Origin of the sequence: Methylobacterium sp. 275MFSha3.1, from assembly GCF_900108435.1 — a bacterium.
Classification (GTDB): domain Bacteria; phylum Pseudomonadota; class Alphaproteobacteria; order Rhizobiales; family Beijerinckiaceae; genus Methylobacterium.
Map to the genome: position 1 here is coordinate 39,378 of NZ_FNWP01000030.1, position 18,427 is coordinate 57,804.

Genomic DNA, 18,427 nt, shown 5'->3' on the forward strand with positions numbered 1-18,427 from the left:
GGACAGGGCGGCCGCTCCGTCCCGGTCGGGCGCCCCGGTCGGGCGCCCCGGTCGGGCGCCCCGGTCGGGCGCCCCGGTCGGGCGCCCCGGTCGGGCGCCCCGGTCGGGCGCCCCGGTCGGGCGCCCCGGTCGGGCGCCCCATGCGAGCGTTGTACAAGCGTGGCGGTTCTGGCAGATCTTGCCTGAACGGCGCGTGAGCGGTGCCGCCCGTCGCGCTGGACCCCGCGCACGCATCGGAAGGGCGCACAGGGACCGGAACCCGCGACAGCCGAGTCGGTTACTCAGCCATCGCGGGGCCCGCGGTCGCCGCGAGCGGCCCCGTCCCCGCGCCGCGAGGAGTGTTTTCGAGATGGCCGGCAACGAGTTACCGCAAGGCACCCCCGCGGATCCGATCGCGGATCCGCACCGCGAGGGGCCGCACGCCGCGCCGCACGACGCGCCCCACACCGCCGCGGAGGAGCGCGCGCAGTGGCGGGCCCTCCAGGGCGACGTCGAGGGGCTCGCCGACGTGGCGGCCGAGCGCGGGCGCGGTCTGCTCGACGCGGCCCGGCTGCAGGCGCAGAGCTACGTCGAGCAGCGCAAGAGCGACGCCGCGCAATCGGTCCACGACCTGGCGCAGACGATCCGCAATTCCGGCCGCGATCTCGGCGACAAGCCGAACGTCCGCGCCTTCTTCGACAGCGCCGCGGACGGGCTGGAGCAACTCGGCTCCTCGATCGAGCGCCGCAGCCTCGGCGAGTTCTACAGCGAGGCCGAGTCCTTCGCCCGGCGCGCGCCGGTGGCGGTCGCTGTGGGGACCTTCGTGGCCGGCCTGATCGCCGCCCGCTTCATCAAGTCGTCCAGCCTGCCGCCGGAGGCGCCGGACGGCGACGCCCGCGACAGCTTCCGGGCCTGACGCCATGACCTACGGCTCCGACCCGCGCCAGGCGGGCCCCTCCACGGGTTCCTCCACGGGCCCAGCCACGGGCCCCTCCAGCATCCAGAGCCTGATCGGCGACGCCCTGCGGGAGACCAACGAGCTCGCCCGCAAGGAGATCGCGCTGTTCCGGGCCGAGATGGCCGGCAACGTCCGCCAGCTCATCGTCGGCCTCGCCTGCATGGTCGGCTCGGCGGTGTTCGCCGTGGTCGCCCTGCTGGTCCTGATCGGCGCCTTCGTGAAGTGGCTCGCCACCATCGTAGGCTCCGAGTGGCTCTCGGCCCTGATCGTCGGCGGCGTTCTGCTGCTCCTCGCCCTCGGGATGGCCCTGTGGGCGCGCAGCGTCCTCTCCCTCTCGACCCTGGCCCCGAAGCGCACGACGCGCCAGGTCCGCCAGGATGCCCAAGCCCTCTCGGAGCGCGTGTCCGGATGAGTACGATGAACGACCTCGAGAAGGAGATCGAGGAGAGCCGCGCCCGGCTCGACGACACGATCGACCGCATCCAGGGCCGGCTCTCGGTGCCGAATCTCGTGGACGAGATGCTGGGCAATGCCCGGCGGGTGCCGGCGCTGAACACGACCTACGATTCGGCCCTGGAGGCGGTGCGCCGCAATCCCGTGCCGGTGCTGCTGATCGCGGCGGGCGTCGGCCTGCTGTTCAACCGGATGGCCCGCGACGCCCAGCGCCGCCGCACCGAGGTCTCGGCCGAGCGCGTGCCCACCCTGAACACCGGCGCGGCCCGCGGCTACGACCCCGACCGCCCGACGGTCCGCCCGGCCCGCGATCCGCTGGACACGACCGAGATCTGAGGACCGGGTCCGGCCGGATCCGGCCGGGTCCGGGACGAGACACCGTGCCGCCCGGCCGGACGACCGGGCAGACCGGCGCCGAAGGCGGGCCGGCGAGACCGACATCTGAGGACAGCGCCATGACCGACAAGCCGGGTATCCCCTCCAGCACCCCCGAGCAGCTCGCCGCCGCGGCGGGGATGCCGCACGGCGCCGACGACAAGAGCCTGCGGCCGGATCCGGCCGGCCTCGGCGACCCGGGCGCGCCCGGCACCGCCGCGGGCGACTTCACCCTCCGGCCGGATCCGCGCGGCCTGCACGACCCGCTCCGGCCCGGCGCGGCGACGGGCTCGCACGACGCCGCCCGTGACACTGCCCAGGACGCAGCCCAGGACGCCGCTTCGGCCGCGAAGGACGGCATCCGGGCGGCGGGCGACCGGGCCACCGAGTTCGCCGGGCAGGCGCGCCGCACTGTCTCGGGCCTCGCCGACGACATCAACGACCGCCTCGGCGGGGCGGCCGATCAGGCGCGCGACCGCGCCACCGCGGCCTACGACGAGGCCCGGGAGCGGGCCGGCGCCCTCCATCGCCGCAACATGCGGGCGCTGGACGACCTGACCAACCAGGGGATCGAGGGGATCAACCGCGGGCGCACCGCCGTCGAGCGCTTCGTGGACGACAACCCGCTCCTCGTCGGCGTCGTCGGCGTGGCCGCGGGCCTGCTCCTCGGCGCGCTGCTGCCGCGCACCCGCCAGGAGGACCGGAGCATCGGTCCCTGGGCCGACGAGGTCCGCGACCAGGGCCTGCGCTACGCCCGCGAGGTGACCAATATCGGCCGCGAGTTCGTCCAGACCGCCCTCGACCCGGACAACCTCAACGCCGCCGCCCGCAAGGTGGTCGATCCGGAGAGCCACACGCCGCCCGCTGGCGAGCGCACGCAGCACAATCTCTGATTCGGTGGCCGGGGCCCCTCCGTGGGGGCCTCGGCGCCGTCATCCCGGGCGAGGCGACGTGCCCCGGAGTTGCGCGACGTCGAGCAGCGTGGCGCCGCCTGGATTGCTCCGCTCGCAGCGACGCGGTGGCCGGATCCTCGCTCCGTCGACCCTTCTGACAGGACGGCGCGTCAGTCCCGGTACAGCCCCGCATGCGCCTCGCGGAGCAGATTCTTCTGGACCTTGCCCATCGTGTTGCGCGGCAGCTCGTCCACGAACAGGACGCGCTTGGGGCACTTGAACCGGGCGAGGCGCCCCTCCAGGGCGGCCTGCACGCCGGCCTCGTCCGGGCAGCCGGCGCCGCCCACCACCACGGCGGTGACGGCCTCGCCGAAATCCGGGTGCGCCAGGCCGATCACGGCGGATTCGACCACGCCCGGCAGGGCGTCGATCTCGGTCTCGACCTCCTTCGGGTAGACGTTGAAGCCCCCCGAGATGATCAGGTCCTTGCCGCGCCCGACGATGTGGACGTAGCCCCGGCCGTCGACCTTGCCGAGGTCGCCGGTGATGAAGAACCCGTCGGCCCGGAACTCGGCGGCGGTCTTCTCGGGCATGCGCCAGTAGCCCTGGAACACGTTCGGGCCCTTCACCTCGATCATGCCGACCGCGTCGGGCCCGAGGGCCGCGCCGGTCTCGGGATCGACCACCCGCAGGGACACGCCCGGCAGGGGGAAGCCCACCGTGCCGGCGACCCGGTCCCCCGCGTAGGGGTTCGAGGTGCTCATGTTGGTCTCGGTCATGCCGTAGCGCTCGAGGATGGCGTGACCCGTGCGGGCCTGCCATTCCCGGTGCGTCTCGGCGAGCAGCGGCGCCGAGCCCGACACGAACAGGCGCATGCCCCGGGCCGCCTCCGGCGTCAGGCCCGGCTCCTTGAGGAGCCGGGTGTAGAAGGTCGGGACGCCCATTAGGGCGGTCGCCCGCGGCATCAGGCTCAGGATCAGCTTCGGGTCGAGCCGGGGCAGGAACAGCATGGAGCCGCCGCTCGCCAGCACCGTGTTGGTCGCCACGAACAGGCCGTGGGTGTGGAACACCGGCAGGGCGTGGATCAGCACGTCGTCGGCGGTGAAGCGCCAGTACGCGACCAGCGTCCGGGCATTCGACGCGAGGTTGTCGTGGGTCAGCATGGCGCCCTTGGAGCGCCCGGTCGTGCCCGAGGTGTAGAGGATCGCCGCGAGATCCTCCGGACCGCGGGGCACGTCCGCGAAGGCGGCCCCCGCATCGGCGGCCCGGTCAGCGGCCTCCGCGGCGCTGCCGCCGCCCGCCGCGTCGAGGGTCCAGACCTGTCGGACGCCGGCGGCGGCCTCGGCGAGCGCGTCGCGCCGGCCCGGGTCGCAGACGAACACGGTCGGCTCGGCGTCGCCGAGGAAGTAGCCGATCTCCGCCGGGGTGTAGGCGGTGTTGAGCGGCAGGAACACGGCGCCGGCCCGGACCGCGCCGAGATACAGGAAGATCACCTCGGGGCTCTTCTCGACCTGCACGGCCACCCGGTCGCCGGGTGCGACGCCCGCCGCCCGCAGGGCCGCCGCGTAGGCGCCGGAGCGGGCGATCAGGTCCGCGTACGCGTAGCGGCGCCCGTCCGGCGTCTCGATCACGGTCTTGGCGGGATCGGCGGCGCCGTCCCGCACCAGGGAGAAGAGGTGGTTCGTCATCGTGAGGCTGGGCTATCACGGGCTATGGGTCGCGCGCACCCATAGCCGCCCGGAGGCCCCCTCGGCGAGCCCTTTCCGGCGGCGCGTCGTCCGCGCGGTCCGGTGAGTCGCGACGCCTACGCCTCGGCGAGCACCACGGCCCGGGGCGGCGGCAGCTTGGCGCGCAGCTCCCGAGTCACCGCCGGAGCCGCCACCACGGTGCCGAGATTGGCGTAGGTCTCGTGGTTCCGCTCGATGGCGGCGAGGTCGTAGAGGTAGTTGACCATCAGCCCGTGGGACTGGGCCAGCCCCTTCTTGGAGGTGTCGCCCAGGAAGTTGATCCGGTCGAGGCGCGCGCCGTTGCCGAGATGGAACCGGGCCACCGGATCGAGGGGGCGCCCGCGCTCGTTCTTGGCGCGCAGGAAATAGGCGGCCGCCGCCGGGATCAGCGCCCGGCGCACCGTCTCGGCCCGGGCCTTGTCGGCCGGCCAGGCCGGGTCGTCCAGCGCCCGCAGGGTCTCGACATCCTCGGGCAGCAGGCCCTGCGGGCTGTCGGCCCGGCGCTCCCGCGCCAGCCACGCGGCGAAGCCCGGCACCGGCGAGAGCGTCACGAAGGTCTTGAGCGTGGGGACCTCGCGGGTCAGGTCCTCGACCACCTGCTTGATCAGGAAGTTGCCGAAGGTGACGCCGGCGAGGCCCTTCTGGCAGTTCGAGATCGAGTAGAACACCGCCGTGGTGGCCGCCTGCGGCTGCAGCGGCTTGCGCTCCTGCGACAGGATCGGGGCGATCGCCGGGGCGATCTGGTCGGTGAGCGCGACCTCGACGAAGATCAGCGGCTCGTCGGCGAGCGCCGGGTGGAAGAACGCGAAGCAGCGCCGGTCCGGCGGCTCGATGCGGGCGCGCAGGTCGTCCCAGCCGGAGATGGCATGGACCGCCTCGTAGCGGATGATCTTCTCCAGGATGTGCGCCGGCGTCGTCCAGTCGATGTGGCGCAGCACGAGGAAGCCGCGGTTGAACCACGACGCGAACAGGTGCTCGAAGTCGCAGTCGAGGCTGTCGACGGCGTCCATCAGGGCGGGGTCGGCCTCGTCGCCGGCGCGCAGGGCCTGGCGCAGGTCGAACAGGTCCTCGCGCATCCGCACGAGGCTGAGCGTGCCGCCGCGGGCGAGGTTGAGGCGGCGAATCAGCTCCTGGCTGCGCGGCTCGGCGGCCTCGTGCAGGCTGCCCAAGCGGGCGCGGGAGGGGGCGGCGCGGTAGGCGGCGATGGCCTCGTCGACGGCGGCGTGGTCCGCGTCGAAGTCGAGGGCGATAGCCCGCAGGAAGGCGTGGCGCTCCGCCTGGCCGAAGCTCGCGTAGCGGTCGAGGATCAGGCGGGCCAGCGCCACCCCGGAGGCCTCGCCGCGCCGGGAGATCAGGTCCTCGCAGAGCTTGACGAGGTCGCCGGCACTCGCCCGGGACGCGATGTCGCCGCGCCCGATCCCGATCAGGTCGCGGCCGCGCTCGCTGATGGTCTGAAGCAGGTCGCCGAAGAAGGAGATCGCCGCCATGACCTTCGCACTGACCCCTGTCGACCCGGATTCGAGACGTGTCCGGTCCCGCGACGCCGGCTCGTCGGTCGGGCGCGGGCGGAACCGGATCCGGACGCCGGCGGGCGTCCCGATCCGCCCGCCATTCTACGGCGCCGCGGCCGCCGCGACCAGAGCTTGACCGGTCGCCGACGCGGGGCTCCCCACGGGGCTCCCCGTGTGCGGGCGCGGCACGACCATCGTGTGACGGGGGTGGTGCGGTGGATCCGGCCGGCCGTCAGAGCCGCTCGGCCACGGTGGCGAGGTCCGCCCGCTCGCGCCAGTCGCCGACGCCGTGCTGGCGGGCGAAGCGCAGCTCCGCGGCGCGGCGGGCGCGCTCGGGATCGCGGGCCCGCGCGATCGCGACCGAGCCGATTGTGAACGGCACCCCGAGGATCTCCTTGGCGAAGTCGACGCGGTAGTTCGGCATCCCGTACTCCCTGCTGCGGCGGCCCCGGCGCCGTTCGCACGGAACGAAACCGCCCTCTCGTTCGTAGTCCGGTCCGTAAACCTCGCGAGGCCCGGCGCCCGGCGCATCGGTCGCGGCGCCCGCTGGCATGGGGGCGGCGCCGGCTGCGTCTGTTGCATATGGTGCGCCGCCGGCTCCGGTGAAGGGGCCCGGGGCGTCCCGGCAGGGATGCATCGCCGCAGCTTGCCCGGCGGCGCGCTCCGCCCGTATCGCTCGCCGCTCCGATCGCCCTCCCGACACGGACCCGACCATGGCTCTCCCGCGGCGGCCCACCCGCCTGCCCCCGACCCGGCCGTGACCGCACCCCTCGACGCGAAGGCCCGGCTCGGCCTGACGCTGATCGCCGGCGGGGCCGTGGCCAACATCTACTACAACCAGCCGCTGCTCGGCCTGATCGTGGCCGAGTTCGGCGACCGCGCCGCCCTGTGGGTGCCGACCACGGCCCTGGTCGGCTACGGGCTCGGCATCGTCGGGCTCGTGCCGCTCGGCGACGCCCTGCCGCGCCGCGCCCTGATCGTAGGGCAGTGCCTCGGCCTCGCCCTGGCCCTGCTCGCCGTGGGCCTCGCGCCGAACCTCGCCTGCCTCGCGCTCGCCCATCTGGTGGTCGGCGTGCTGTCCTGCGCGGCCCAGCAGGCGGTCCCGTTCGCGGCCGAGCTCGCCCCGGACGCGAGCCGCGGGCGGATCGTCGGCCAGGTCATGACCGGGCTCCTCACCGGCATCCTGCTCGCCCGCACGGCGAGCGGCTTCCTGGGGGCGCATCTCGGCTGGCGGCCCGTCTTCCTCGTCGCGTCCGTGGTGGCGCTCGCCATGGCGGGCATCGCGCGGGCCACCCTCCCCCACACGGTGCAGACGCACCCGCTGCGCTACCGCGCCCTGATGCTGTCGATCCTCCACCTCGCCCGCACGCAGCCGGTGCTGCGCACGGCGAGCCTGTCGCAGGCGCTGCTGTTCGCCGGCTTCAACGCCTTCTGGGCGACCCTGGCCCTGCTGGTCGAGGCGCCGCCCTTCGGCCTCACCGCCGCCGGGGCCGGGCTGTTCGGCGTGATCGGCGTCTGCGGGGCCTTCGTGGCGCCGATCTCGGGCCGCTTCACTGACCGGCGGGGGGCGAAGCCCGTCGTCCTCGGCGGCAGCCTGCTGGTCGCGCTGTCCTTCGTGGTGCTCTGGGCGGGGGGCACGTGGTCGCTCGCCGCGGTGGCGCTCGGCGTGCTGCTCATCGACATCGGCATGAACGGCGCGCTCATCGCCAACCAGACCCGCGCCTACGCGCTGGTTCCGGGCGCGCGGGGCCGCATCAACACCGTGCTGTTCACGACCCTGTTCGTGTTCGGGGCGCTCGGCGCCTATGCCGGTTCGCAGGCCTTCCTGCTCGTGGGCTGGCCGGGCGTCTGCGCGGTCGGCCTCGCCTTCTCGGCGCTGGCCGTGCTCGTGGCGGCCCGCGACCCGCACCCACCGGGGGCCCGGGCTACCTGAGCACCCGCGACAGCCGGCACCAGCCCACCCTGTCGGGCGGAAGTCCGAAGCGCAGGCGCTCCGGGCGCCCGGCGAAGCGCCGCACCGCGATCCCGGACGCCGCGAGCCGCCGGTAGAGGTCCGGCCCGTCGGGGAAATCGGCGGTCCGGAACAGGCAGGTGCCGCCGACGGTCCGGCCTCCGGCCCGGGCGATCATCCGGTCGAGGCGGCCCGCATCCGCGGCCCGGGCGCGGGCGGCCTCAGCGCGCCAGCCCGCGTCCGACAGGGCCGCGCGCCCGATCGCCAGGGCCGGGCCCGACACCGCCCAGGGTCCGAGCGCCGCGGCGATCCGGGCCGCCGTGCCGGGCTCGGCGACCGCGAAGCCGAGGCGCAGGCCGGCGAGCCCGTAGGTCTTGCCGAAGGAGCGCAGCACCACGGTGCCGGGCCCCGAGTCCGGTGCGGAGACGTGCGGGCACAGGCTCTCCACCGGCTCGAGGTCGGCGAAGGCCTCGTCGGCGACCAGCAGGCCGCCGCGCCGGCCGAGCGCCGCGGCGAGCGCCCGGCGCTCGGCCAGGGGATGGGTCCGCCCGTCCGGGTTGTTGGGATCGACGATCACCGCCACCCGGGCCGCGCCGAGGGCGTCGACGCTCGAGACCTCCGCCACCGCGTGCCCGGCCCGCGCCCAGGCGGCGGCGTGCTCGGCGTAGGTCGGCCCGAGAACCGCGACCCGGGTCGGGGCCAGGAGCCGGGGCAGGGTCTCGATCAGGACCTGCGTGCCGGGCGCGGGCACGACGTGGTCGGCGTCCGGCGCGCCGTAGGCCGCGGCGGCGGCCTCCCGGAGCGCGCGGACCTCGGCGGCCTCGGGCAGGCGCGCCCAGGCGCTGGCCTCCAGCGCGGGCACGGGATAGGGGACCGGGTTGATCCCCGTCGAGAGGTCGAGCCAGGGCTCCGGCGCGTCGGGAAAGGCTTGTCGGAGCCCGCCGAGATCGCCGCCATGCGCGATCGGGGCGGCCTCACGCGCGGGAACGCTCCACACCGAATGGTCCATCTGCCCGGTACGTTCGCCGACACGCTCGCCGTCCTCGCCGTCGCCCTCGGGATCGAGGCGGCGGCCGGCTATCCCGACGCGCTCTACAGGGCGGCCGGTCACCCTGTCACCTGGATCGGCCGGCTGATCGCCGCCCTGGAGCGCGGCCTCAACCGCGGCTCGGCGCGCCGGCGGCGGGTCGCCGGCTGCGCCGCGCTGGCGCTGCTCCTCGCCGCGGTCGGCTCGGCCGCCCTCGCCGTCACGGCGCTGGCGGGGCTCGCCGGCCCCCTCCCCGCTCTGCTCCTCCTCGGCCTGCTCGGCGCGAGCCTGCCGGCGCAGCGCAGCCTGCACCAGCACGTCGCCGCCGTGGAGACGGCCCTGCGCGCGGGCGGCCTGGAGGCCGGGCGCCGGGCCGTGGCGATGATCGTGGGGCGCGACCCCGACCGCCTCGACGAGGCGGCTGTCTGCCGGGCCGCGATCGAGAGCCTAGCGGAGAACTTCTCCGACGGGATCGTGGCGCCGGCCTTCTGGATCGGCTGCCTCGGCCTGCCGGGGGGTGCCCTCTACAAGGCGGTCAACACCGCCGACAGCATGATCGGCCACCGCAGCCCGCGCTACGCCGCCTTCGGCTGGGCGGCGGCCCGGCTCGACGACGGCGTGAACCTGCCGGCCTCCCGGCTCGCGGGCCTGCTGATCGCCGGGGCGGCGGCCCTGCGCGGCGCCGACGCGCGCGGGGCGCTCCGGGCCATGGCCCGGGACGCGCGCCGGCACCGCTCGCCCAATGCCGGCTGGCCCGAATCCGCCATGGCGGGGGCGCTCGGCCTGCGGCTCGCGGGGCCGCGGGTCTACGACGGCACCCTCGTCCCGGACGCCCATATGGGCGACGGCCGGGACGCCGCCACGGCCGACGACATCGCCCGGGCGCTGGCCCTCTACCGCACCGCCTGCTGGCTGCAGGGCGGGCTCGTGCTGGCGCTCCTCGCGCTCTGCCTGTCGCTCACCGGCTGAGCCGTCCTCGCGAGCGGAGCGAAGCGCGCCAGGGCCGCGCGACCTCTGAGATCGTGGCGCCGACGGGATCGCTTCGCTCCGCTCGCAGAGACGGCGGCAATTCCCGATCGGGCCTTGGCACGGCCCGCGCACCGGACGCATCGTGGCCGGACGGGGCAGGATGAGGGAGACGCCGATGCGTGCCGTGTTCGTGGATGCCAGCGAGACCCTGGCGGCGGTGGCCCGGCGGCTGCTGCGGCCGGACGATCCGCCCTTCGCGATCCACGCGGATCCCGGAATCGCGCCGCAGGACCTGCCCGCGATCCTCGACGGCGCCGAGACCGCGGTGATCGACCACACCGCCCTCCCCCTCGACGTGGCCCGGGCCTGCGCGGGCCTGAAGCACGTCGTGTTCCTCGGCACCGGCGCCCGCAGCTACATGGACCCGGAGGCGCTCCGGGACGCCCTCGGCGTCACCGTCCACACCATCAAGGGCTACGGCGACACGGCGGTCGCCGAGTGCGCCTTCGCGCTGATGTGGGCCGCCGCCCGCGGCCTGCCCGAGATGGACCGGGCGATGCGCGCCGGATCCTGGCTGCGCACCGAGGGGATCCAGCTCACCGGCAAGACCGTCGGCCTCGTCGGGTTCGGCGGGATCGCGGCCGAGATGGCGCGCCTCTGCCGGGGCGCGGGCATGCGGGTGCTCGCCTGGAACCGGACCCCGAAGACCCATCCCGGCGTCGACTTCGTCCCGCTCGACCGCCTGCTCGCCGAGAGCGACGTGGTCTCGCTCCACCTGCTCCTGACCGACGCGACGCGCGGCTTCCTGTCGGCCGCGCGGATCGCCGCGATGAAGCCCGGCGCGATGCTGATCAACACCGCCCGCGGGGCGGTGCTCGACGAGGACGCCCTGGTCGCGGCCCTGCGCACCGGCCACGTGGCGCGGGCCGGGCTCGACGTGTTCACCGTCGAGCCCCTGCCGGCGGATCACCCGCTGGCGCACCTGCCCAGCGTCACCCTGTCGGCGCACTCGGCATTCCGCACGCCCGAGGCGAGCGACAACCTGATCGGCGCCGCCCTCGACCATTGCCGGCGGATCGCCGCCGGCTGACAGCTGCGCCGCGGGAGCGGCCGCCCCGGTGCCCGGCTCTCCTAGTGCTCGGTGCCCTGCATGTTCGGGCGCGGCTCGCCGCCGTGGTGGTGGATCACGCTGGAGCGCTCCGGGCTCCCCTTCGCGTCGGCGACCTGCTTCCGGGCCGCGGCGGCCAGGAACCAGATGCCGCCGAGCGTCCCGAAGGCGAGGATCATGAGCGGAAATCCCTGACTCATCGCGGTGCCCTCCTCGACGATGGCCCGCGGGCTTGCGGGTCTGCATCATCCTGCCGGTCGTGCCGGCCTGAGGAAGGATAACGCACGAATCCGGACCGTGTTCAGGCCGGTCTCGCGGCCGTCGGCATCGCCCGCCGCGCCGCGTCGCGGCGCAGGGCAGAGAGCACCACGAACATGAGGCCGGCCCCCACGGCGAGGCAGGCGGCCAGGAACAGCATCGGCACGAGGTCGCTCTGGGTCTGGTCGCGGATGAACGGTACGGCGTTCTGGGCGACGAAGCCGCCGAGATTGCCGACCGAATTGATCGCCGCGATCCCGGCGGCCGCCGAGGCACCGCGCAGGAACGTCCCGGGCATCGACCAGAAGACCGGCTGGGCGGCGAAGGTCCCGGCCGCAGCCACGCACAGGCAGGCGAACTTCACGGCGTTGCCCGGCAGGACGACGGAGAGCGCGAGGCCCGCCGCCCCGACCAGCGCCGGCCCGACCACGTGCCAGGTCAGGGCGTTGCCCTGCGCCCCCGTGCGGGCGGCGTGGCGCGGCACCCACCACAGGGCGAAGGCCGTGGCGAGCCACGGGATGATGTTGAGGAAGCCGTTGGTGAGGTTCGAGACGCCGAAGCCCTTGACCACGGTGGGGAGCCAGTAGCCCAGGCCGTAGGCGGCGAGCGGCAGGGAGACGTAGACCCCGGCGAGCATCAGCACCCGCCGGTCGAGGAGCGCCGCGAACGGGTTGCCGTGGTCGACGTGGCCGCCGTCCTCGCGCTCGGCCCGGAGCGTGCGGGCGAGCCAGTCGCGCTGGGCCTGCGACAGCCAGGGGGCGGTCTCGGGGCCGTCCGGCAGGACGAACAGCACCACCGCGGCCATGAGGATCGCCGGCGCGCCGGTGGCCAGGAACACCCACTGCCAGCCCTGGAGGCCGAGGAGCCCATCGAGGCCCAGCAGCGCGCCGCCGATCGCCGCACCGACCGCGTTGGCGATGGCGCTGGCGATCATGAACCAGCCGATCATCCGCGCCCGGTGCGCTTGCGGGAACCACAGGGTCAGCGCGAACAGCACGCCGGGGAAGAAGCCGGCCTCGGCGGCGCCGAGCAGGAAGCGCAGCACGTAGAACATCGCCGTGCCCTGGGTGAAGCCCAGCAGGACGGTGACGATCCCCCAGGTGATCATGATCCGGGCGAACCAGATCCGCGCGCCGACCCGCTCCAGGAAGACGTTGGCCGGCACCTCGAACAGGAAGTAGCCGAGAAAGAACAGCGAGGCCCCGAGCCCGTATGCGGTCTCGGAGAGGCCGAGGCTGCCGACCATCTCCAGCTTGGCGTAGGAGACGTTCTGCCGGTCGATATAGGCGATCAGGTAGAGCAGGCCGAGGAGCGGCATGAGCCGCAGGGTCACGGTCCGGACGGTGCTCGCGGCGAGATCCTCCCCGGCGGGGGACGGCGTGGGCGGCATGGGGCGTTCCTCCGGGGGCGTGCGGCCCTTCGTGGCGGGGCCGGCATAACACAGAGTAATCCCTGGCCCGCGCCCCGCCTACCGGGCAAGCGCCAGGAGGCGGTCGCAGTCAACATGGGCCGCGATGTGTCGCGCGAGGCCGTCCAGCGCCGCCTCGACCCCGGCCTCGTAGCCGGTGCCCTCCGAGACGGTGCCGAGGCGCGCGAGCCAGGCCGCCCGCTGGGCATCCTGCGCGAAGAGGCCGTGCACGTAGGTCCCGGCCACGCGCCCGTCCGCCGAGACCGCCCCGTCCGGGCGCCCGTCGGCGAGGCGCAGCAGCGGCCGGTCCGCGTCGGGGCCCTCCGTCGCGCCGATATGCATCTCGTAGCCGGCGAACGGCACGCCGTCGGGCAGGCTCGTGCCGGTGACGGCGGCGAGGCGCTTCTCCGGCGTCATCACGGTGTCGACGGCGAGGAGCCCGAGGCCCGGCACCGTCCGGGGCGCCCCCTCGATCCCGTGCGGGTCGGCGAGGCTGTGGCCCAGCATCTGGTAGCCGCCGCACAGGCCGAGCACCCGTCCGCCCCGGCGGACATGGGCGCGCAGGTCGACGTCCCAGCCCTCTCGGCGGAAAGCCTCCAGGTCGTCGATCGTGGTCTTCGACCCCGGCAGCAGCACGAGGGCGGCCCCGGCGGGGATCGGCGTTCCGGGCCGGACCAGCACCACCGACACGTTCGGCTCCGCCCGCAGCGGGTCGAGATCGTCGAAATTGGCGATGCGCGGCAGCACCGGCACCGCCACCGTGACGGAGCCGGCCCCGCGCGAGTCCGAGCCGGCGAGGCCCAGCACGTCCTCGGCCGGCAGGCGCGCGGCGTCGGGGAAGTGCGGCACGAGGCCGAGCGCCGGCCAGCCGGTCCGCTCGGCGATCAGCCGCATCCCGTCGGCGAACAGGCTCGGATCGCCGCGGAACCGGTTGACGAGGAAGCCGGCGACCATCGCGGCGTCCGCCGGGTCGATCACCGCCTTCGTGCCGACGAGGCTCGCGATCACCCCGCCCCGGTCGATGTCGCCGACCAGCACCACCGGCGTGTCGGTGGCCCGGGCGAAGCCCATATTGGCGATGTCGCCCGCGCGCAGGTTTATTTCCGACGCCGAGCCCGCGCCTTCGACCAGAACCAAGTCGGCCTCGTCCGCGAGCTGGGAGAAGCTGTCGAGGACGGCGGACATCAGCCGGGGCTTCCAGGCCTGGTAGTCGCGCGCCTTCACGGTGGCGACCATCCGGCCCTGCACGACCACCTGAGAGCCGACCTCGCTCTGCGGCTTCAGCAGGACCGGGTTCATGTGCACGGAGGGCGCCACCCGGGCGGCCCGGGCCTGGAGCGCCTGCGCCCGGCCGATCTCGCCGCCGTCGGCGGTGACGGCGGCGTTGTTCGACATGTTCTGCGGCTTGAACGGCCGGACCCTCAGGCCCCGCTCCGTGAAGGCGCGCGCCAGCCCCGCCACGATCAGGGACTTGCCGACGTCGGAGCCGGTGCCCTGGATCATCAGGGCCTTCCTGGGCGCCTTCGCGCGCGGCGGGCTCAGAACTCGATCCCTTCCTGTGCCTTCACGCCGGCGGCGAAGTGGTGCTTGACGCTGCCCATCTCGGTGACGAGGTCGGCGGCCTCGATCAGGGCGGGCTTGGCGTTGCGGCCGGTGACGACGACGTGCAGGTCCGGCCGGCGCGCGCGCAGGGCGGCCAGCACCGCGTCGAGGTCGAGATAGTCGTAGCGCAGCGCGATGTTGAGCTCGTCGAGGACGAGCAGGCGGATCGCGGGATCGGCCATCAGGCCCTCGGCGACTGTCCAGGCGTGGCGGCAGGCGGCGATGTCGCGCGCCTTGTCCTGGGTCTCCCAGGTGAAGCCCTCCCCGAGGGTGTGCCACACGACCCTCTCGCCGAAGGCCGCCACGGCGTGGCGCTCGCCGGTGTCCCAGCCGCCCTTGATGAACTGCACCATGCCGACCCGCCAGCCGCGGCCGAGCGCCCGCAGCATCAGCCCCAGAGCCGCCGTGCTCTTGCCCTTGCCGGGGCCGGTATGGACGAGGAGCAGGCCCTTCTCGAGGGTTTTGCCCGCGACCTCGGCGTCCTGGACGGCCTTGCGCTTCTCCATCTTCTCGCGGTGGCGCGCGGCGTCGTCGCTCATGCGGAGGCTCCTGTCTCAGAGGTTCGCGGCTTCACGACCAGCGGCAGGCCGGCCACGGTCAGGACGACCTGGTCGGCCCGCGCGGCGAGCTGCTGGTGGAGGCGGCCGGCGGCGTCGCGGAATCGCCGGGCGAGGGCGTTGTCGGGGACGATCCCGAGCCCGACCTCGTTGCCGACCAGCACGAGCGGGCCCGGGACGTCGGCGCAGGCGGCGAGGAGCCGCGCCGTCGCCTCCGCCACGTCGGCCTCCGCCAGGATCAGGTTGGTGAGCCAGAGCGTGAGGCAGTCGACCAGGGCCGGTCCCTCGGCCTCGGCGACCGCCTCCGGCAGCGCGAGCGGCACGTCGCGGGTGCGCCAGGCGCCGCCGCGCCGCGCGCGGTGCTGGGCGATGCGGTCGACCATCTCGTCGTCGAAGGCCTGGGCGGTGGCGAGATAGAGCCACGGGCCGGGGCAGGCTTCGATCAGCCCCTCCGCGTAGGCGCTCTTGCCGGACCGCGCCCCGCCGAGGACGAGGGTCATGCGAGGGGTGGGCTGGGGCATGGCTCTCCATCGCCCCAACCCGGTGCGCGGTCAAACCCAGGACCGACAGAGTAAGGGTCTGTGACCTCAGGACCTGCAAACTCGGGACCTGTGGCACCTGTGCCGCGCCTGGACGGTTGCCGGGCGTCTCCGGTCCGACTATAGAACCCCGGCCCAGCCAGAGCGCCCTTCGTCTAGCGGTCCAGGACGTCGCCCTTTCACGGCGAAAACACGGGTTCGATTCCCGTAGGGCGCGCCAGCAAAATCAAGCACTTAGCTGAAATTGCTGATGCGGCTCACACTGGCGTCTCACACAGCCGATCTCGACAGCGTGTGAGATTGCAGCCTGAGCGCGTCAACGTGTGAGACGCTGCTAGCGTGGCCGCCCATGCGGTGGCGGGAACCTTGCGGTTTCATACGATCACGATGCCGCTGTCGTTTGTGATTGGTCCCGGAACCACGGCGAGCCAACTGATCGAGAAATCGTATCAACGGAGCGTGGCAGCATGCCGCACGACGTTGAGAGGTCTCGGGCGGGCGTCACGTTCGGCACCGCGAGGACCATGAGGGGTGCAATGATACGGTTTGCGACTGCTCCCCTGATCCCGGGCACCAAGAAGGAAGAAATCGAGTTACCGATGGCAAATGACGACACGCTCGCTAGGGCCTTGGCCAACGTCCGGCACCAGCGCGAGAGCCTTGAGGCTGAGTACGAGCGCGTGAGCGGCGAGCTGACGAAGCTCCACCTCGCTGAGCGCTCACTTGCATCTATCTTGGAAGGCACGCCGCTGGACGATCCTGCCGACGATCTATCAACTCGCCGTCGCGCGCCGGCGAGCGAGGACCGGCCTCGTGGTAGTCGTGGCCCCCGAGGACCGCGCGCCAATTCGGCCAAGGGGCGGCTGAAGGCACTGCTTGAGGAGGCTGGCTCTGAGGGTCTGACGCACGCCGAGATCAGCGAGCGCCTGACAGACGTGGCGGCCAACACTCTGAACACGTACCTCAGCGTGATGGCGAACAGCGGCGAATTGGAGCGGCAGGGCGATAAGTACCGGGCTGGTGCTCTGACGGCGAGCGCAGAGGAAGAAGGCGCTGTTGAGCACGATCGGACTGAGGACGATCAGGAAGACAGCGAGAGGGCTGAGGCCGCCGAGTAGGCCCACCAGCCCTACGTGCTCTGACGATAGGTTGCACCTGCCGGGCAGCGACAGCTATGCGGACGCGGGGCCTGTAGCTCAACGGTTAGAGCCGACCGCTCATAACGGTCTGGTTGCAGGTTCGAGTCCTGCCGAGCCCACCAGATTACAGCCAGCCCCGAGGTTGCCGGCGTTCCATCGACGAGAACTGTGCGGGGTCGGAAGTACGGCTACGGAAGGCAGCGTATCCCTATCTTGCTCAGCATATGTGCCGGCCAGGTTGCGCTATCCGTGGTTGTATACAGTGAAATTGTGATCCAGGAAAACAATGTGAAAGATGCGCCCGTCTCGAAAGCCGACAACGGGACTTAATCCGTGATAGCGCAGCGCAAGCATTGCTGCGTCGGCCGGTACATTCGCCGGAATTTCCGTCTTGAAAGAATTGCGTGAAATAATCTCGCAGCCCAGTCCGTGTCGAGGTGCTCCTTGTATGTCTTGCCACGTCATCCGACTGAGCGTAAAAAGTTTAGACGCTAACGATGCCTTGTGTTCATTGTCGCAGCATGCGACACTATAGCCGCTATTTGACCTCATGTACTCAAAAGAGAACTGAGGTGATTGGCGGTTAGTGTTTACAGGTGGGGGCGGAGCGGTAGTTTTTCCAAAAGCCGATTGTTTAGGATTTGAGCCTTTAAACTTGCTCACCGTATTTGCGCCTATAATCGTCGTCTATCTGCGTGGAAAAATATTCTTTCAAAGCATCGATCGTGATGAGGTTGCTACACCCCTCATCGTAGACGTTCTTCCACGGCGGCTCGTCATGCGTCATCTGACGAAGCCGCCAAGCAGAGTACTGACCGTAATAATCATAGACATCATCCATGATCAGCCGATCGGCCAGTTCATAGTTCTCGATATCAAAATTTACCGGAGCCGGGATGGCCTCACGCCCATAAGAGCTGTATGTGTGATACAGCTGCGGCACGACCGGACCGTGCAGCCACGCCTCGATCGGTTCCTCAAAGAGCGGCTGGCCTCGTGTCGCCGTTCCGACGCCTTGCGCATAGTAGCAGAGCTTCTGAAGTTTGAGGTTCGAGATGAGATCGCCAACGCCAGCGTCGGCCTTCGCAAGGAAGTAGCGAGCGATCTCGTGGGCCGTGTACGTGCGCATCGGACGACCCCTCTCCCTGTCTGCCTGTCCAATGAAAGCCAGGAGCCTGTGGATATGTGCACCATATGCACGCTGTCCACAGCTTATAGCACTAGTTCCCTATTTGTTCCACACCTGTAGGTGCGGCATTGCAGTTATGTCACATCCCCTCTGGCGCGGAGAGGAACCGTCTAGTTTTGGACGTGGCGAGCATGCGCAGTAACAGAGCGTACCCGGCCTTGAAGGTTGCCGACGACCACGCCTCCGCTATCCTGCCGCCATGCGTACAGCCCTCGCAGCCCTCGCACTTATCGTCGCTTCCGGGGACGCGCAGGCGCAGAGCGCATCAGACATCGCCGCCTGCCGAGACGTAAAGGACTCGCTGCTCCGTCTGCGGTGCTTCGACGATGTCTCGAAGCCGGCGGCTCAGGCCGCGCCCAGTGGAGTGCACCCTGTTTGACCGGACAGGCAGCGGGGCGGGTTTAGGCAGTCCGGCTGAGGTACTCTCGGGGCGAGAGCATGCGCAGGCCGGAGTGCGGGTGGATAGTGTTGTAGTCCTCGAACCAAGCCGGCAGAAGCCGCATCACGGTCTCGGCGTCGACCAAGATCGCAAAGCGGGCATAGTCCCGCTTGAGCGTCTTCACGAACGCCTCCGCGATGCCGTTGCTCTGCGGCGAACGCACCGGGGTGAACAGCAGCCGTAGGCCGAGCGCGGCGGCCGTTTGCGCTGTCTCCTTGGCGATGTAGGCGGAGCCGTTGTCGGACAGCCACTCGACCGGGTGCGGGGTCTTCGTCGCGCCGAACCGGCGCTCGCAGCAGGCGATCATCAGGTTGCAGACCATCTCGGCCGAGACGCCCGTCGTGG

At 72.2% G+C, this 18,427-nt stretch carries 19 protein-coding genes and 2 tRNA genes; 10 read left to right on the forward strand and 11 right to left on the reverse strand.

Annotated elements, in window-relative coordinates:
- The first annotated feature begins 349 nt into the window (after positions 1-349).
- The 4 genes from BLW78_RS26725 (at position 350) to BLW78_RS26740 (ending at position 2,658) form a co-directional block, all read left to right on the forward strand.
- Positions 350-895, forward strand: coding sequence for a hypothetical protein (locus BLW78_RS26725; RefSeq protein WP_082557795.1), 546 nt, complete (start codon positions 350-352; stop codon positions 893-895).
- 4 nt (positions 896-899) lie between these two features.
- Entirely contained in the window at positions 900-1,349 is a 450-nt protein-coding gene (locus tag BLW78_RS26730) for a phage holin family protein (RefSeq protein WP_170855257.1), read from the forward strand.
- Positions 1,350-1,354: 5 nt separating this feature from the next.
- Positions 1,355-1,726, forward strand: coding sequence for a DUF3618 domain-containing protein (locus BLW78_RS26735; protein WP_020095580.1), 372 nt, complete (start codon positions 1,355-1,357; stop codon positions 1,724-1,726).
- 119 nt (positions 1,727-1,845) lie between these two features.
- The gene (locus BLW78_RS26740; RefSeq protein ID WP_091683147.1) at positions 1,846-2,658 is read left to right on the forward strand and encodes a hypothetical protein; all 813 of its coding nucleotides are present in this window, start codon (positions 1,846-1,848) and stop codon (positions 2,656-2,658) included.
- Between the two features lie 170 nt (positions 2,659-2,828).
- Here BLW78_RS26740 and BLW78_RS26745 read toward each other — a convergent pair whose 3' ends face one another.
- The 3 genes from BLW78_RS26745 to BLW78_RS26755 form a co-directional block, all read right to left on the reverse strand.
- The gene (locus tag BLW78_RS26745; RefSeq protein WP_020095582.1) at positions 2,829-4,346 is read right to left on the reverse strand and encodes a malonate--CoA ligase; all 1,518 of its coding nucleotides are present in this window, start codon (positions 4,344-4,346) and stop codon (positions 2,829-2,831) included.
- 116 nt (positions 4,347-4,462) lie between these two features.
- Positions 4,463-5,872: a malonyl-CoA decarboxylase gene (locus tag BLW78_RS26750; RefSeq protein WP_091683148.1), complete on the reverse strand. Its 1,410-nt coding sequence runs from the start codon at positions 5,870-5,872 to the stop codon at positions 4,463-4,465.
- Between the two features lie 256 nt (positions 5,873-6,128).
- Positions 6,129-6,320 (reverse strand): hypothetical protein, encoded by a 192-nt coding sequence (locus tag BLW78_RS26755; protein WP_012318462.1) that lies wholly within the window; start codon positions 6,318-6,320, stop codon positions 6,129-6,131.
- Between the two features lie 333 nt (positions 6,321-6,653).
- Between BLW78_RS26755 and BLW78_RS26760 the strand changes: the two genes are divergently transcribed.
- Positions 6,654-7,829 carry an MFS transporter gene (locus BLW78_RS26760; protein WP_091683150.1) on the forward strand — a complete coding sequence of 392 codons (1,176 nt, stop codon included), beginning with the start codon at positions 6,654-6,656 and terminating at the stop codon, positions 7,827-7,829.
- Here the strand turns inward: BLW78_RS26760 and cobD are convergent.
- Positions 7,822-8,856 carry a threonine-phosphate decarboxylase CobD gene (gene cobD, locus BLW78_RS26765; RefSeq protein WP_091683170.1) on the reverse strand — a complete coding sequence of 345 codons (1,035 nt, stop codon included), beginning with the start codon at positions 8,854-8,856 and terminating at the stop codon, positions 7,822-7,824. The genes BLW78_RS26760 and cobD overlap by 8 nt on opposite strands.
- Here cobD and cbiB point away from each other — a divergent pair.
- A complete protein-coding gene (cbiB, locus tag BLW78_RS26770) occupies positions 8,848-9,843 on the forward strand; it encodes an adenosylcobinamide-phosphate synthase CbiB (protein ID WP_091683168.1) in 996 nt (331 codons plus the stop codon). The genes cobD and cbiB overlap by 9 nt on opposite strands.
- 175 nt (positions 9,844-10,018) lie before the next feature.
- Entirely contained in the window at positions 10,019-10,933 is a 915-nt protein-coding gene (locus tag BLW78_RS26775; RefSeq protein WP_091683151.1) for an NAD(P)-dependent oxidoreductase, read from the forward strand.
- Positions 10,934-10,974: 41 nt separating this feature from the next.
- Here the strand turns inward: BLW78_RS26775 and BLW78_RS31535 are convergent, their stop codons facing one another.
- The 5 genes from BLW78_RS31535 to cobU form a co-directional block, all read right to left on the reverse strand.
- Entirely contained in the window at positions 10,975-11,151 is a 177-nt protein-coding gene (locus BLW78_RS31535; RefSeq protein WP_010687019.1) for a hypothetical protein, read from the reverse strand.
- 101 nt (positions 11,152-11,252) lie between these two features.
- Positions 11,253-12,599 carry an MFS transporter gene (locus BLW78_RS26780; protein WP_091683153.1) on the reverse strand — a complete coding sequence of 449 codons (1,347 nt, stop codon included), beginning with the start codon at positions 12,597-12,599 and terminating at the stop codon, positions 11,253-11,255.
- A gap of 78 nt (positions 12,600-12,677) precedes the next feature.
- Positions 12,678-14,120 (reverse strand): cobyric acid synthase, encoded by a 1,443-nt coding sequence (locus BLW78_RS26785; RefSeq protein ID WP_091683155.1) that lies wholly within the window; start codon positions 14,118-14,120, stop codon positions 12,678-12,680.
- Between the two features lie 35 nt (positions 14,121-14,155).
- A complete protein-coding gene (gene cobO / locus BLW78_RS26790) occupies positions 14,156-14,758 on the reverse strand; it encodes a cob(I)yrinic acid a,c-diamide adenosyltransferase (protein ID WP_091683156.1) in 603 nt (200 codons plus the stop codon).
- On the reverse strand, positions 14,755-15,297 hold the full coding sequence (cobU, locus tag BLW78_RS26795) for a bifunctional adenosylcobinamide kinase/adenosylcobinamide-phosphate guanylyltransferase (protein WP_170855258.1): 543 nt from the start codon (positions 15,295-15,297) through the stop codon (positions 14,755-14,757). Before cobU ends, cobO begins: the two co-directional genes overlap by 4 nt.
- Before the next feature lie 162 nt (positions 15,298-15,459).
- Here cobU and BLW78_RS26800 point away from each other — a divergent pair.
- The 3 genes from BLW78_RS26800 (at position 15,460) to BLW78_RS26810 (ending at position 16,576) form a co-directional block, all read left to right on the forward strand.
- Positions 15,460-15,535: transfer RNA gene (locus BLW78_RS26800), tRNA-Glu, on the forward strand.
- Between the two features lie 379 nt (positions 15,536-15,914).
- The gene (locus BLW78_RS26805) at positions 15,915-16,433 is read left to right on the forward strand and encodes a hypothetical protein (RefSeq protein ID WP_091683171.1); all 519 of its coding nucleotides are present in this window, start codon (positions 15,915-15,917) and stop codon (positions 16,431-16,433) included.
- Positions 16,434-16,500: 67 nt separating this feature from the next.
- A tRNA-Ile gene (locus tag BLW78_RS26810) sits at positions 16,501-16,576 on the forward strand.
- Between the two features lie 527 nt (positions 16,577-17,103).
- Here BLW78_RS26810 and BLW78_RS26820 read toward each other — a convergent pair.
- Together BLW78_RS26820 and BLW78_RS26825 are read right to left on the reverse strand one after the other, a co-directional pair.
- Complete coding sequence (locus BLW78_RS26820) at positions 17,104-17,583, reverse strand: Panacea domain-containing protein (protein WP_091683162.1); 480 nt, start codon at positions 17,581-17,583, stop codon at positions 17,104-17,106.
- 461 nt (positions 17,584-18,044) lie between these two features.
- Positions 18,045-18,427 (reverse strand): integrase core domain-containing protein (locus BLW78_RS26825; protein ID WP_139307752.1); only part of this gene is annotated, 383 nt, incomplete at its 5' end.